The sequence below is a fragment of the Halorubrum ruber genome, from assembly GCF_018228765.1.
Taxonomy (GTDB): Archaea; Halobacteriota; Halobacteria; order Halobacteriales; family Haloferacaceae; genus Halorubrum; species Halorubrum ruber.
In genome coordinates this window covers 877,241-892,517 of sequence record NZ_CP073695.1, presented here as the reverse complement: position 1 = coordinate 892,517, position 15,277 = coordinate 877,241, and the positions used below count along the sequence as shown (strand labels likewise).

At 67.6% G+C, this 15,277-nt stretch carries 12 protein-coding genes and 1 tRNA gene; 8 read left to right on the top strand and 5 right to left on the bottom strand.

Annotated elements, in window-relative coordinates; translation table 11 throughout:
• Positions 1 to 23: 23 nt before the first annotated feature.
• A complete protein-coding gene (locus J7656_RS04400) occupies positions 24 to 581 on the bottom strand; it encodes a DnaJ domain-containing protein (protein ID WP_017344082.1) in 558 nt (185 codons plus the stop codon).
• 109 nt (positions 582 to 690) lie between these two features.
• On the opposite strand from J7656_RS04400, the gene mutS reads away from it, so the two are divergent.
• The 3 genes from mutS to J7656_RS04385 all read left to right on the top strand — a co-directional run bounded on the left by mutS (position 691) and on the right by J7656_RS04385 (position 6,039).
• The gene (mutS, locus tag J7656_RS04395) at positions 691 to 3,594 is read left to right on the top strand and encodes a DNA mismatch repair protein MutS (protein WP_017344081.1); all 2,904 of its coding nucleotides are present in this window, start codon (positions 691 to 693) and stop codon (positions 3,592 to 3,594) included.
• Entirely contained in the window at positions 3,584 to 5,413 is a 1,830-nt protein-coding gene (gene mutL / locus J7656_RS04390) for a DNA mismatch repair endonuclease MutL (protein WP_017344080.1), read from the top strand. The genes mutS and mutL overlap by 11 nt, the downstream gene beginning before the upstream one ends.
• 104 nt (positions 5,414 to 5,517) lie before the next feature.
• Complete coding sequence (locus J7656_RS04385; protein ID WP_211554220.1) at positions 5,518 to 6,039, top strand: hypothetical protein; 522 nt, start codon at positions 5,518 to 5,520, stop codon at positions 6,037 to 6,039.
• A 39-nt stretch (positions 6,040 to 6,078) separates the two neighbouring features.
• Here J7656_RS04385 and J7656_RS04380 read toward each other — a convergent pair whose 3' ends face one another.
• On the bottom strand, positions 6,079 to 7,314 hold the full coding sequence (locus tag J7656_RS04380) for a mechanosensitive ion channel family protein (protein WP_017344078.1): 1,236 nt from the start codon (positions 7,312 to 7,314) through the stop codon (positions 6,079 to 6,081).
• Positions 7,315 to 7,420: 106 nt separating this feature from the next.
• Positions 7,421 to 8,809 (bottom strand): DUF7115 domain-containing protein, encoded by a 1,389-nt coding sequence (locus J7656_RS04375; RefSeq protein ID WP_017344077.1) that lies wholly within the window; start codon positions 8,807 to 8,809, stop codon positions 7,421 to 7,423.
• A 194-nt stretch (positions 8,810 to 9,003) separates the two neighbouring features.
• Between J7656_RS04375 and J7656_RS04370 the strand changes: the two genes are divergently transcribed.
• From J7656_RS04370 to J7656_RS04360, 3 genes are all read left to right on the top strand, one after another.
• Positions 9,004 to 9,157 (top strand) — tRNA-Met (locus tag J7656_RS04370).
• Between the two features lie 202 nt (positions 9,158 to 9,359).
• Entirely contained in the window at positions 9,360 to 9,578 is a 219-nt protein-coding gene (locus J7656_RS15245; protein ID WP_082224272.1) for a UPF0175 family protein, read from the top strand.
• Between the two features lie 6 nt (positions 9,579 to 9,584).
• A complete protein-coding gene (locus J7656_RS04360; RefSeq protein ID WP_155118216.1) occupies positions 9,585 to 10,205 on the top strand; it encodes a PIN domain-containing protein in 621 nt (206 codons plus the stop codon).
• 255 nt (positions 10,206 to 10,460) lie between these two features.
• Here J7656_RS04360 and J7656_RS04355 read toward each other — a convergent pair whose 3' ends face one another.
• On the bottom strand, positions 10,461 to 12,101 hold the full coding sequence (locus tag J7656_RS04355) for a hypothetical protein (protein ID WP_017344075.1): 1,641 nt from the start codon (positions 12,099 to 12,101) through the stop codon (positions 10,461 to 10,463).
• 125 nt (positions 12,102 to 12,226) lie between these two features.
• On the bottom strand, positions 12,227 to 12,721 hold the full coding sequence (locus J7656_RS04350; protein ID WP_211554219.1) for a metal-dependent hydrolase: 495 nt from the start codon (positions 12,719 to 12,721) through the stop codon (positions 12,227 to 12,229).
• 114 nt (positions 12,722 to 12,835) lie between these two features.
• Between J7656_RS04350 and J7656_RS04345 the strand changes: the two genes are divergently transcribed.
• Both J7656_RS04345 and J7656_RS04340 read left to right on the top strand, forming a co-directional pair.
• Positions 12,836 to 13,336: a CBS domain-containing protein gene (locus J7656_RS04345; protein WP_026046277.1), complete on the top strand. Its 501-nt coding sequence runs from the start codon at positions 12,836 to 12,838 to the stop codon at positions 13,334 to 13,336.
• A 551-nt stretch (positions 13,337 to 13,887) separates the two neighbouring features.
• On the top strand, positions 13,888 to 15,213 hold the full coding sequence (locus J7656_RS04340) for a 5'-deoxyadenosine deaminase (protein WP_211554218.1): 1,326 nt from the start codon (positions 13,888 to 13,890) through the stop codon (positions 15,211 to 15,213).
• The last annotated feature ends 64 nt before the right edge of the window (positions 15,214 to 15,277 follow it).

Here is a 15,277-nt window from a genome sequence, read left to right as displayed (position 1 = left end):
CGGCGACAGGCAGCGAACCTCGGTCAGTTCTTCAAGACCTCGTACGCCTCGTTGAGCCGCTTGAACCCCTCCTCGTCGCCGTCTTCCCCGTCCGGGTGGAGCCGCTTCGCGCGCTCGCGGTACCGCCGGCGGACCGCCTCGCTGTCGGCCGTCCGATCGAGCCCGAGCGTCTCGTACGCCTCCCGCTCGCTCATCCGGTCGGCCGCCGGCGCGCGGTCGCGCGGGTCTCGGGCCCCGGTTCCGCCGGGACCGCGAGCGCCGCGCTGCCCCGTCCCCGGACCCGCATTCGGACCGCGACCGCCGTCCGTGCCGGCGGCGCGGTAGGCGCGCTCCCTGTTGGCCTCGGCGCGAGCGCGCTGTCTGGCGCGTTCGCGCTCCGTCGGGCCCGCCGCCTCGGCCGACCGCCGCGCCTGGTCGTGGAGGCGCCCGCTGGCGTGGTACCAGAGGAAGTAGGAGACGGCGCCGAACGGCACCGCGAGCGCCAGCGCGATCGGGTGGAGGACGACCCCGCCGATCAGGAGCAGCGCCGTCATGCCGACGAACGCCCCGGCGAGCCCCACGACGATCGTTCGGTTCGTCACGGCCGTATTCGGGGGCGGAGGACCGTAAGGCTCTCGGCGCCCCACGAGGCTCACGCTACTTCCCGCCGCCTCCGTACCGTTTATGCCCGCGGCCGCCCGGGTACGGGGTATGGAACCGGCGGACCGAGAGACGGCGACCGGACTGCCGCCCGGGATCGCGGCCGCCCGCGAGGAGCTCACGCCGATGCTCTCGCAGTACGCCGACCTCTGTGCCGCCCACGAGGACGCCTTGGTGCTGTTCCAGGTCGGCGACTTCTACGAGGCGTTCTGCGAGGCGGCCGAGACCGTCGCCCGCATCTGCGAGGTGACGCTGACGGAGCGCTCCGACTCGACCGGCGACTACCCGATGGCGGGCATCCCGATCGACAACGCCGCGCCGTACCTCGAATCGCTGCTCGACGCGGGCTACCGCGTCGCGCTCGGCGACCAGGTCGAGGACGCCGAGCAGGCGTCCGGCCTCGTCGACCGCGCCGTCACCGAGGTTATCACGCCCGGCACCGTCGTCGAGGACGACCTCCTCGAAGCCGGGACGACGAACTACGTGGCGGCGGTCGCGGCCGAGGGCGACGGCGACTCCCCGCAGGCGACCGTCGGCCTCGCCGCCGTCGACGTCTCCACCGGCGAGTGCCTCGTCACGTCCGGCGACCGGGACGCGGTCGCGGGCGAACTGGACCGGATCGCCCCGGCGGAACTCATCTCCGGCCCCGACGCGCCCGAGTTCGACCCGCCGGACGCGGAGCGGGGCTGGACGACCCACGACTACGACGCGGGCGCCTTCGACCGGCGGACCGCAACCGAGCGGCTGGAGCCGTACCTCCCGGCGCCCGACCGGCGGTTCGATTCCGACGCGGAGCTGCGTGCGGCCGGCGCGGTGCTGGCGTACGCCGAGTACACGCAGGGCGACGACGGCCCGCTGTCGTACGTCACCAGAATTCGGCGGTACGACCCCCGCGACCGGCTCCGGCTCGACGCGGCCGCCCAGCGGAGCCTGGAGCTGTTCGAGAACCGCGGGTTGGGCGCGAGCGACACGCTGTTCGACGTCCTCGACGAGACGAGCTGTGCGCTCGGCCGGCGGTGCCTGGAGCGCTGGCTCCGGCGCCCGCTCGTCGACGCGGACGCGATCCGGAGCCGCCACGACGCGGTCGGCGAGCTCGCGGACCGGAGCCTCGCCCGGGAGGCGGTCGCCGACGCGCTCGCGACCGCCTACGACCTCGAACGCCTGGTGAGCCGCGTCTCGCGGGGGCGCGCCGACGCCCGCGACCTGCGCTCGCTCCATCAGACGCTCGCGGTCGTCCCCGAGCTGAAGGCGACGCTGGCGGGGGCGGACGGGGCGGGCGGGGCGGGCGGCGACCGCACCGATGCGACGGACGCCGCCGACGAGGGCGGCCCCGCGCTCCCCCGGACCGATCACCTCCGCGACCTCCGCGACCGGCTCGACGAGCTGACCGCGGTCCGCGAGCTGATCGACGGCGCGATCGCGACCGACCCGCCGCAGGAGATCACCGAGGGCGGGGTGATCTGCGAGGGGTTCGACGACGACCTCGACGACCTGCGCACCACCGAGCGCGAGGGTCGCGAGTGGGTCGCGGAGTTGGAGGCGAGCGAGCGCGAGCGAACAGGGATCGACTCGCTGTCGGTCGGTCACAACCAGGTCCACGGCTACTACATCGAGGTGACCGACGCGAACCTCGACCGAGTCCCCGACGACTACCGGCGCCGACAGACGCTGAAGAACAGCGAGCGCTACGTCACCCCGGAGCTGAAGGAGCGCGAGGAGGAGATCGTCGGCGCCGCCGAGCGCGCGGACGCCATGGAGTACGAGCTGTTCGTCGACGTCCGCGAGCGCGTCGCGGCCGAGACCGAGAGAATCCAGGACCTCGCCGACGCGCTCGCCGAGCTCGACGCGCTCGCGTCGCTCGCCGCGGTCGCGGTCGAACGCGACTACGTCCGGCCGGAGCTGCGCGAGGACGCCGCGCACGCGGGCGACGGCGAATCCGCCACCGCCGGGGACCCCGCCGCCGGCATCGAGATCGAGGGCGGCAGACACCCGGTCGTCGAGCGGGCCGAGGAGTCGTTCGTCCCGAACGACGCGGACCTCCCGCGCGGCTCGGTTGCCGTGATCACGGGGCCGAACATGAGCGGGAAGTCGACGTACATGCGGTCGGTCGCGCTCGCCGTCGTGCTCGCACAGACCGGCTCGTTCGTCCCCGCGCAGGCCGCCACGGTCCCCGTCTTCGACCGGCTGTTCACCCGGGTCGGCGCCTCCGACGACATCGCGGGCGGGCAGTCGACGTTCATGCGCGAGATGAGCGAGCTGACGGAGATCCTCCACGACGCGGGCGCCGACTCGCTCGTCCTGCTCGACGAGGTCGGCCGAGGGACCGCGACGACCGACGGCCGTGCCATCGCCCGCGCGGCCGCCGAGTTCCTCCACGACGAGCTCGGCGCGACGGCCCTCTTCGCGACCCACTACCACGGGCTCACGGACCTCGCCGACGAGCGCGAGCGCGTCTTCAACCTCCATTTCACCGCCACCCGCGAGGACGGCGACGTGACGTTCCTCCACCGGGTCGTCCCCGGCGCCTCCTCGTCGTCGTACGGCGTCGAGGTCGCGGAGCTCGCGGGGGTCCCCGCCCCGGTGGTCGACCGCGCTCGCGACCTCGTCGCCGCGGAGGAGGCGGACAGGGACCGGAAGGCGGACCGGACCGAGACCGGTGCGGAGGGAACGACGGATAAGGGAGATCCGGAGGACGACGCGGACCGCGACGGCGACGCGTCCTTGGAGGAGTTCCTCGCGGAGGAGGCGTCGGACGAGCAGGACCGGGCCGGACCGGGGACGGGCGACGGCTCGACCGAGACGGATCCGCCGACGAGCGACGCCGAAAGGGAAGCCGCCGGCGCGCCCCCCGATCTCGCCGCGGAACTCCGCGACCTCGACCTCGCCCGGATGACGCCGATCGAGGCGCTGAACGCCCTCCACGACCTCCAATCCCGAGTCGACGATGACGGGTGAGCGAGAGAGCGGTCGCGGCGCGTCCGGCTCCGGAGACGCCGCCGAATCCCGGGATGATTCGGCCGACGACGAGGGTCGCGTCCGCCGGCTCGACCGGGAGACCGTCGACCGCATCGCGGCCGGCGAAGTCGTCACGCGGCCGGCGCGGGTCGTCGGCGAGCTCGTCGACAACGCGCTCGACGCGGGCGCCTCCCGGGTCGAGGTCGCCGTCGACGGCGACGGCACCGACTGGATCCGGGTCGCGGACGACGGCCGAGGGATGGCTCGCGCGGACGCGGCCCGCGCCGTCGAGCGGCACGCGACGAGCAAGTTGGCGCCCGACGGCGACCCGGTCGGGGTCGACTCGCTCGGCTTCCGCGGCGAGGCGCTCGCGGCGATCGCGGAGGCCGCCCGCCTCGAACTCGTGACGAGTCCCGGCGACGGAGTCGGCACCCGGGTCGTCGTCGATGGGACCGCGGGAGACACAGAGCGCGCGGAGCAGTCCGGCGGGGGGCAGGACGTCACAGTCGAGCCCGCGGGCCGCGCCCGGGGAACGACGGTCGTCGTCGAGGACCTGTTCGCGACCCGGCCGGCACGCCGGGAGTCGCTCGCCGGCGCGGCCGCCGAGTTCGCGCGGATCTCCGCGCTCGTCGCCGACTACGCGCTGGCGAACCCGTCCGTCGCGTTCTCGCTCGACCACGACGGGTCGGCGACGCTGTCGACGCCCGGGACCGACCGCACGGACGCCCTCCTCGGCGTGTACGACCGCGACACGGCGAGCCGGTCGACGACCGTCGACGCGAGCGTCGACCTCGGAGTCGACGGCGGGGACGCGGCGGGCGCGCGCGACGCGGACCCAGTCTCCGTCGATGTCGCCGGCGCGCTGGCGTACCCCTCTGTCACCCGCTCCACCCGCGACCACGTCCGCGTCTCCGTGAACGGGCGTCCGGTCCGGAACGACCGGCTCGCGGCCGCGGTCCGCGACGGCTACGGTCGCCTCCTCCCCGACGGCCGCGAGCCGGTCGCCGCGGTCGACGTCTCTCTCCCGCCCGCCCGCGTCGACCCGAACGTCCACCCGGCGAAGCGGGAGGTGGGGCTCCGCGACGCCGACGCGGTCGCGGACGCGGTCTCGTCGGTCGTCGAGGACGCGCTCACGGGCGCCGACCTCCGGCGCGCCGCGGACGTCGACACCGACCTCGAAAGCGCGCTCGAACCGGTGGGCGAGGGCGACGGCTCGCGGGCAGGGGCGTTCGCGGACACCGAGCCGATCGGCGTTTTCCGCGACCTCTACGTTCTTGTCGAGGCCGATAACGAACTGCTCGTGATCGACGGCCACGCCGCTCACGAGCGGGTGAACTACGAGCGGCTGGCGCGGGCGTTCGACGGCGACCCGGTGTCGACCGCGACGCTCGACCCGCCGGCGACGCTCTCGCTGTCGACCGACGAGGCCGCGGCCGCTCGGGCGCACGCGGACGACCTCGCCGCGCTCGGCTTCGAGACCGAGGCGTTCGGCGGCGGCACGCGCCGCCTGCGGACCGTCCCCGCGCCGTTCGGCCGGACGGCGGACGCGAACGCGTTCCGCGACGCGCTTGCGGCGCTCTCGGGCGCGGAAAGGGGTCGCGGCGCCTCGCGGGACGCGCGCGAGGACCTGCTCGCGGACCTCGCGTGTCACCCGTCGCTGAAGCGCGGCGACTTCTCAGAACTCGGGGACGAGGACCTCCGAGACCTGCTCGACCGCCTCGGGGAGTGCGACCGCCCGTACGCCTGCCCGCACGGACGCCCGACCGTCCTCGCCGTCGACGAGGCGACGTTCGCGGCGGGGTTCGGCCGAGACCGGTGAGTCGCGGGTCGGCGGCCCTCTGTCCGGGAATCGGGGGCTTGGCGGCGAAACGGGTGAGGACCCCGACCGGTATCTATTAACACGATGAGGACGGGGGTTCTCGCATGGGAGAGCGGACCGAAGTGACGCGGGGGTCGCTGCCGGCGGAGCGGTCGGCCGGCCGGTTCTCCGGCCCCGATGGCCTCCGCGACGTTGTCGAGCGGATCCTCGCGTGGCTTCGGGAGCGGCGCGGGTCCGGCCTGAAGGGCGTCTCGACGGCGACGACCATGCGGAACGTCGTCGACACGGACGCGCTCGCCGAGGAGACGCCGGAGAAGTGGAGCGTCCTCCACGACGTGGTCACCTACGGCGCGGACTCGCTCACCGACGTCCTCGTCTTCCGGCACGACCCCAGCAGACAGGACCTCGTGGTGATGCCGGAGCGGAACACCGAGCCGGAAGGCGAGATCAGCTTCTATCACGCCGACCGCACGAAGGGCGCGCGCCACCTGCTGTCCATCGGCGCAGACTCGCTCACGGCGGCGCTCAGCTATGTGTTGGAGCGCATCGAGCGATTCGAGCGGCTGTTCACCGGCCGCGGCTCGGAGCTCCCGAGCGGGTACACGGGACCGTCCGAGAGTCTATAAGCGCGTCCGGGATCGCGGTCCGAGGAACGCCGGAGAGTTTCAGACCGAGCCGTCACTCGGGCGGCCGTCGACCGGCTCGTCGGCCCGTTCGACGCGCTCGACGGTCTCGTCCGCTTCCGCCGTCTCGGGCGGGTACGTGACGGTCCGCTGCGGGTAGGGGATCGAGATGCCGGCGTCGGCGAAGCGGTCCTGTATCTCCTCGACCGCGGTCGCCTTCGAGCGCCACCGCGCCTGCGGGGTCGGCGGGTCGATCCAGAACCGGAGGTCGAGGAGGATCGCGGAGTCACCGAACCCGGACGGGATCGCGTACGGCTCGGGGTTGTTCGCGATCGTGTCGATCCCGGAGAGGACGTCCTCCGCGATCCCGGCCGCCTCGTCGGGGTCGTCGTCGTACCCGATCCCCACCTCCATATGGATCCGGAGGCGCCCCTCGCGGCTCCGGTTCGTGATCGCCTGGTTGCCGACGATGTCGTTGGGCACCACGACGTACTCCCCGTCGAAGTTCCGCATGTGGGTGTTCATGATCGTGATGTCGGTGACGAACCCCTCCTCGTCGCCGATCTCCACCCAGTCGCCGATCTCGAACGGCCGCGAGAACATCAACACGAAGCCGGCGAGCATCGAGCCCAGCGTCTGCCGGGCCGCCATCCCGAGGACGATCCCGAGGAAGCCGGCGCCGACGAGGAGGCCGCCGAGGTTCACGCCCCAGACCCCGAGGACGGTGATGCCGGCAAGTACGAGCAGGCCGACCTGCGCGAGCCGGGTGAGGAGCTGTTCCTGGTGGGCGGTGATCCGGTCGCTGTCGGCCGACAGGTCGGCGACGTACGCCTCGATCACGTCGCTGACGACGTAGGCGCCGCCGAGCAACACCGCCGAGACGACGACCTGCGCGCCGACCGTGAGGGCGTCCTCGGCGACGGGTAACACCGCGATCACGAGTCCGAACTGTCCCCACAGCGTCAGTACTGCGACGCCCGCGAGCGCGAACAGCGCGATCTGTAGGATTCCGACCGCGAGCCGCAGGAGGAACGACGACGGGACGCCGTCGCGGAACGTCTCGATGGCGCCCTCGGTCGACTCCGCCAGGCGATCGTCGACGAGCCGCTCGACCCAGCCCGAGGCCGTCCGCTCGCCGGCGCGGACAGCCTTCGGTAACAGTAGCCACCCGACCGCGAGCGTCCCGAGGGCGATGGCGGCGGTGACCGCCAGTCGCCCCTCCGTGCTCGAGACGTCGCTCAACACCGCGCCGACCCGGGCGCCCAGTCCGCTGATCACGGTCGAGGGTTCGCCGCCGGCCGGATAACGGATCCGACGCGAGTCTCAGCCGAGAGAATCGGGGCGGCCGCTCCCGGGGATCGGGCCGCGGAGGTAAAGCGGTCCGTCACCGACCCCGGCGAAGCTCCTCGATCAGCTGTTCGATGAGCGCCGACTGCCGGTCGAGCCGCTCGGACTGCGCCTCGACGGTGCGCCGCAGCGCGGCGACCTCGCTCGCGAGGTCAGCGTCCTCGACGCCGGCGCTCTCGAACGGCGACCCGTCGAACGCGTCGTCCCCGGGAACGGGACCGTCGGCGTCGGCGTCGGGCGCGACGACCTCGGAGTCGGTGACTGGGTCTCCGGTCGCCGACTCGGCGCCGGCGGCGTCCGTCGAGAGCGCCTCAGCGTTGACCGCGGACGCGGACTCGTCTCCGGCCTCCTGTTCGATCCCCTCGGCGGCCGACGCGGGCTCGGTCGCGTCCGCGTCGAGCGGGTCCGTCGCGTCCGCGTCCGGAGACTCCGTCGCGGTCGGGTCGTCGAGGGGGTCCGCCGTCGCGTCGTCGACGCTCGCGTCCGTTGCGAGGGGGTCCGCGCCCAGCGGATCGTCGTCGTTGGCTTCCGACGACTCGGAAACCGACTCGACAGCCGACTCGGCCGACTGCGACGCCGCGGCGCCCGGGTCGGCGGCGTCGTCGGTCGCGGAGCTGGGAGCGGACTCGGCGGTCGGATCGGCGGCGCCGGTCGCGCCGTCCAGTTCCGTTTCGGGCCCGTCGGCGTCGGCCTCCGCGTCGGCGGCGGGGGACGCCGAGAGGGGATCAGGCCCCTCCCCGAAGTCGGTCGTTCCGCTTGCCTCCGCGTCCGGCGCCGACTCCTCGGTCTCCGCGGCGGCGACGCGGAACTCCTCTAAGCTGTCGACGCCGTGGAACGAACACACCGCGTCGGCGAGCGTCTCCCGGACCGCGCGGGCGGACTCGTTCGGGGCCTTGAACCGCTCCGAGCGGCCGTCGTGGACGAGGACGACCGCGGTGGCGACGGTCCCCTCCTCGAAGTCGAGGCCGGTGAGGTCCTCGTAGTGGAACTCCTCGAACTCGGCGTCCCAGACGGCAGAGCCGACGTGTTTGACCAGCCGCTCGCTGGTGACGATGAGGGTGAGCTCCGAGAAGCGGAAGGTGCGCACGACCGTCTCACCGGGGCCGGTGACGCCGCTCGCCGAGAGGACGCCCGCGAGAATCGGGTGGAGGACGTCGTCGACGCGCTTCGAGGGGACCGAGAGCGTCTCGTCGCCGTCGAGGCCGTACCCGAGGGTGATCTTCGCCTTGCGGCGGCCCGTTGAGACCTCGATCCGCTCGACGTCGTGGCCGTACTCGTCGACGGACTCGTCGGAGAGGAGGCCGTCGCCGCGGAAGACGAGGGTCCGGGTGGGCGTGACCGCGAGTCGATCGTCGCCGCCCAGCGGCACCTCGGCGACGACGTCCTCGTCGCCGACGGTCGCCGCGAGCAGTTCGGGGAGGCTCATACGCCCGGGATACGCCGCGCCCGGCATAAATCCGCTGGGTCGGCCGCGAGCGCGCGGCGAAACCGGTCGCGACGCTGCGGCTTCCGCGACACGGAACCGCTTCGGAAGCGGCCGCCCGCGGCGATCTGCGATCGGTTCACAACCTCCCGACGGATGGGAAGGTTAAAGAGTCTCATCGCGGTACGAAAAGGTGAGGCCGGGTGGCTTAGCTGGACATAGCGCCGCACTCATAGGGTTCGGAGATTCGGTGCGGTGACGCCTTGGAAGCGTCCGCGTCCTTCCCGTGGCTCCGCCGAGCCTCGGACCTGGGACATGCGGAGATCGTGGGTTCGGAGCCCACCCCGGCCATCTAACATAATATTCACATGTTGAGTGATAACCCTCCGTAGAGGGGCTGGACAGTCTTAACAAGGTTCACGTTCTGTCAAGAATGTACACGAAGCGGTCGGGTCGATCCAGTAATCGTAATTCACATCGGATAAAATATACGTCAGATAACGGAACCTCCGGTAGAGTAAAATAGTGGCACAAGTAATATCACGATAACAAGATGAGCCATCCAGAGATGGCAGAAGGGGATTCTGATCTCGCGCTAGCTGTAGGACTGTATGTCCTCGGCGAAATGACTCTGGGTGAGGCAGCAGAATTCGCAGAGATCTCTCGCCAGCGATTTAGAGATGTACTATCTGAGAGTGCTGTGAACTGCCGACTGGGTCCTAGTAATCTTGAGGATGCTGAGTATGAAGTTCAGACTGCCTTAGATATCTAATTCTGAATGTCAGATTTTGAGATTATATTGGATACAACCGTTATTTCTAATTTTTCAAAAACTGAATCGATGTCAGAGCTTTGCGAAAGTTTTGATGAGCCACCAGCAGTCACAAAAGCAGTAATAATTGAGACTGAGAGGGGAGAACGGGAAGGATACGAGTTTTTAGATGACGCAATTGACCTAATGCCATCGCCAAGGCGTTCAAACACTGAAAATACAAGTTATTTAATAAAATGTTCCTCCTTTTCTGAGATGGCACACAATAATAACAATATCGACAAAGGAATCAATCATTTATTACTCTCTGCTGAAATGAATCAAGTTGATATAGATACAGAAACCGGTGTTGATTTTGTCACCGAGTGTATGTCTCGCTTGGACTGGGGAGAAGCTACAGCTGTACATGCCTCTTTTGCTCACGGGGTTCCAGTTGCCACTGATGACGGCGATGCTCGCGATTTTGCAGACAAGTATGATATTGAATACACTGGATCCCTTGGATTACTAGCCAGATGCGTCTCAAAGGATATTGTTGAAATAGAAACTGCAAATGACTGGTTATCCGCTTGGATTAGCGAAAATGGATATTACTCACCTGTGTCTGACATAACTGAAATTCTATGATGAATTGAGAATATTTTCACACATTAATACAAAGCACACGTGTGTTTCGATAACGTTCTCCACCTACTTTATTTGATCAGGTGGGTGTTGTCAAGCGCTGCTACCGTTCTCACCAACCGCCAATATCGTGCGCTCGGCGTTGACTCTCACAGTACGCTGCATGAGCAGTAAATGTCGGCGATGCTGCGTCAGATCGGACTTTTTATTTCACCGTATATCTGTTACTTAACATATACAGTACAGTCATCAACTAGACTATGAGAACTCCAGTTCGAGCAACCTAGCGGCTCTATCAACGTCGAAGAACTCCGAGCCGAAGAAGACGGACAACGGTAACTCTCGGTTGGTATCCGCGTACTCCTCTTTCCAGAGTTGCGCGAGCTCCTTCAGATCCGCTGCGCGAACCAGTCGGATGTCCTTCCCGACTTGCATTTCGAGTTGCTCGGCGTTCATCGCCGCCTGCTCTGTGAAGTCCGGTGCGATGATCAGGAACCACTCGACATCGTGCTGTTTGTCTTTTGTGTCGATGTAGTTCTTGATTTTACTCCGGGTGTCGCTTCCCAGTTTGAACTTCTCTCGACGGCGCTTGTTGTCCCACAGAAGCCAATTCCCGTCCTGCTCAATCTCGCCGTCAGCGACCATCCCGGTCGCCTTCTGACCGAGTTGGTTCACTCCCTCTAGGTTGAACGCCTCGCGGAAGATCTCTCCCGTGGCCTCCTCGAAGAGGATATCGAGCTTCTCTTCGGCGTTATCAGCATCAATTAGATCTTGGAGTTGAGGAGGGACCTGATTAACAGCCCCGTCGGCGATATCCTCGTACGCATCGAGGTAGAGATCGACTGCCGGCTCTCCTTGCTCGACCGACTTCTGTGACTGCTCGAAGTACTCGATAATCGCAGAGACCATATCGTCCGTCTTCCGCTTGTGGGCGTCGAGCCCGTAGCGGTCGACGATCTTTTTTAATTCGTCTTTATCGACGACTTCTCTCAGAAGTTCGCTCGGGAATATTCCTGCCTTAGCGATATTCTCGCGGCGGTTTTCGTTCCGGCCGTAGTTCTTCCCTTCTACCCCGAAGCGCTCGCGAGCATCGATCAAGACTGATTGTCGGTCGAATACATCGAGCGTTTCGAGCATCGCTAGCAGGTTCTCCTCCGACATCTCGTAGTACAGCCAGTCTCGAACAACCTCGATATAGTCCTCCGGGATTCCGACGAGTTCCTTTGTCGACTCGTCGTTTACCTCATACACGAGGGCTTGCTCCTGAAGCGACCAGAGTCCTTTTTCAATCGTGTCGAGGGCGTGCTCGGGGCTGTCCGATCGAGAGACCTTCGGGAAGCGTCCGAACGACGAGAGACGTTTGAAGAAGTCCAGCCACGTGTAGTACTCGTGTTTACTATCCTGTGCCCGATTGTGGAGCTCGAAGTAGCTGTACACCATGTGTAACTCCGAGTCATCGATCTGGTTTTGGTAGTCGACAGCAGCCTGCGCGAGATGGAGGAGATCGTCCGTCTCTTCGAACGAGTCTTCGTCGTACGCCTCGATAAACGAGCGCTGCCAGTTTTGAACCGCATCCAGCAGATCGCCTTTCGCCATACTGTAGTCCGGTTGTTGAATGAGTTGACGGAGAATTCCGTACCTAATGACGAGGGATTGGTACGGTGAGTCGTTGATCGCCGTGAGTCGAGGTGGGGTAAAATCGTTCAACTCAGTTCGGATGCGGTCCGGATCCGCCAACGCAGGGACGTACGTCTCTAGATACTTTTCCCGGTCATCGAACCCATCGTGTTTGAACGACTCCGGATCAAAATCGTCCGTTTTTGCTTTCGTGTCATCCCTGATGAACCGTTTTTGCTCGTAACTGTTCCAGTCTTTGTCCGCGAGGTCCCGCAATCGCATTGGTTAAATCACGATTATTGTCACTCTACTTGAATCTGTGTGACAATGTCTCATGTATGAATACCAGCCTAACAACTCGTCTCGTGGCTGATTTCACTCCGCGACGGCAGGTGGATGTAGGTTTTCTACACCGGCACTGCGTCGCCCGTGACCAGCGCGACCGCGGCGACGACGCCGCCCATCCCCAACAGCGCGTAGTTCGCGAGCGGGTTCGCCGCCGTGAACAGGTCGAGCGTGTACTCGGTGTCTCGCACGGGCGCGAACGGCCGGATCCCCATTGGCGTCAGCGCGTCGGCGAGGAGGTGCGAGACGATCGTGACGGCGCCGAAGAGGAACGCGGCGCCGCCGAACAGCAGCGCCTCGACGCCGCCGCCTTGGAGGCCGGCCGCCAGCCCGACGATCCCGAAGGCGACGCCGACGAGCAGCGCGAACCAGACGGTGTGGGTGATCCCCCGGTGTTTGACGAGGGGGACGCGCATGTCGAGATCCGGGACCATCGCCAGCGAGGCGACGCCGGCCGCGCCGACGAGCCCGACCTCTATCGAGGCGAGGGCCGTGACGAGGAACCCGAGCGGGGCGTAGACGACGAGCGACGCCCCGACGTGACCTTTCCGGTGCATGCGAGCGACTGCGTTCCCGGTCCCTAAGTCCGTTGCGTCGGCGAGCAGCACGTCGTGCGTCCCGCCGCGCCGCCGGGGCGAAACGCCTACGGCCTCCCGCCGTGACGCTTCGGTATGACACTGACCGCCCGCGACCTGATGGAACCGGACGTGAAGACGGTCTCGCCCGACGACGACGTCGCCGACGTGTTCAAGCGGTTCGCCCGCTACGAGTTCAGCGGGTTTCCGGTCGTCGACGACGACGAGCGGGTGGTCGGCGTGATCACCGAGTCCGACCTCGTCGACCTGTTCGAGCCCGAGGACGAGACACTGTGGATCCCGATCGGCCTCCCCCCGTTCGTCGACACGCTCTCCTATCAGGTGAAGCGCCCGTGGGCCGACCTCGACCTCGGCGTCGACATGCTCCGCAACGCGGACCGGCCCATCTCCGAGGTGATGAGCGCCGACGTGGCGACGGTGACGCCCGACAGCGACGTCGACGACGTGTTGGACCTCCTCGTCGGGGACGACCCGGATATTAATCGTGTTCCCGTGGTCGACGAGGAGGGGCGGATCGTTGGGATCATCGCCCGGCAGGACGTGATCCGCGCGTTTCGCGACCGCCGACTAGAATAGGACGGATCGAGTCGTTCTAAGAGCTATTTATAAATAGCCGACCATAGCTCGGCGGTGAACACCTCCAAATCCCCGGTCGCTCGCTTATAAATGGGTGACTGTCGATCGACGGCGAACACCGCCAAAGCCCCAGCCGCGAGGCGGGCGCACGCTCGCTGCGCTCCTCACTCGGTCGCTCACTCCGTTCACTCCCTCGTTGCGGTGCTTACGTCACCTGCGCCCGCCTCGCGGCTGCCCCTTTGAGTCCCGCCCGCACAGCACCGCCCCGCACCTCACTCCTCCCCAGCCTCGTCGGTCGCCGTCGCTTCGCTCGGCGACCGACTCCCTCGCGCGTGCGGTTCGCGGCCTATCGGCCGCTCACCGGCACGCGCCACCACACAGCCATTTATAAACGATCGCGACGACCGCTCATCCGCATTTAAATATCATGTCGCTGTCGGCGGGCCGATCCGCTGTCTCGACATTCGATCGCCCGGCAGCCCCGAACGGACGGGATCGGGGGGTCGCGAACGGACAGCCTCTTACCGGTCGACCGTCAGGAACGGACGGACATGCTGATCGCCGGAACCGTCGTCGCCGACTCCGAGACCGTCATCCCCGAGGGCGCCGTCGTCGTCGAGGGGAACACGATCGCCGCGGTCGGCGAGGAGAGCGCCCTCCGCGACCGCTACCCCGACCACGAGCGGCGCGCGTTCGACATCGTCGCGCCCGGGCTCGTCGGCGGCCACGTCCACTCCGTCCAGTCGCTGGGGCGGGGGATCGCCGACGACGACGCCCTCCTCGACTGGCTGTTCGACGCCGTGTTGCCGATGGAGGCCGCGATGGACGCCGAGGCGACGCGCGCCGCGGCCGAGCTGGGCTACCTGGAGTGTCTCGAATCGGGGACGACGACCGTCGTCGACCACCTCTCCGTGAACCACGCCGAGGAGGCGTTCGAGGCCGCGATCGAGACTGGAATCCGCGCGCGGCTCGGCAAGGTGCTGATGGACCGGGACTCTCCCGACAGCCTGCTGGAGGAGACCGACGCCGCGCTCGCGGAGAGCGAGGCCCTCATCCGCGAGTACCACGGCGCGGCTGATGGTCGCGTCCGCTACGCGGTCACGCCGCGGTTCGCCGTCACCTGTACCGAGGAGTGCCTGCGCGGCTGCCGCGAGCTGGCCGACCGATACGACGGCGTGACGATCCACACTCACGCCAGCGAGAACGAGGACGAGATCGAGACGGTGGAGGCCGACACGGGGAAGCGGAACGTCCTCTGGCTCGACGAGGTCGGGCTGACGGGACCGGACGTGACGCTCGCGCACTGCGTCCACACCGACGAGCGCGAGCGCGAGGTGCTCGCCGAGACCGACACGGTCGTCACCCACTGCCCCTCCTCGAACATGAAACTCGCCTCGGGGATCGCCCCGGTTCAGGACTACCTCGACCGCGGCATCACGGTCGCGCTCGGCAACGACGGGCCGCCGTGCAACAACACCCTCGACGCTTTCACCGAGATGCGGCAGGCGAGCCTCCTCGGCAAGGTCGACGCCCGGGATCCGACCCGCCTCCCGGCCCCGACCGTGCTGGAGATGGCGACGACCAACGGCGCCCGGGCCGCCGGCTTCGACCGCCTCGGCGCGCTCCGCGAGGGGCACCGCGCCGACGTGATCGGGATCACGACCGACCTCATGCGGGCGACCCCGGTCCACGACCCGCTCTCACACTTAGTGTACGCCGCCCACGGCGACGACGTGACCTTCGCGATGGTCGACGGCGAGGTCCGCTACGCGGACGGCGAACACGTCGGGATCGACGCGGCGGCGGTCCGCGAGCGCGCGACGCGACACGCCGAGCGCGTGGTCGAGGCGGCCGGCATCGACACCGCGGAACCGTAGCCCGCGTCGTCGAGCCCGCCCGTTTGGTCTCGAACCCCGTCGACCGGCGCTAAAACCGGCTTTA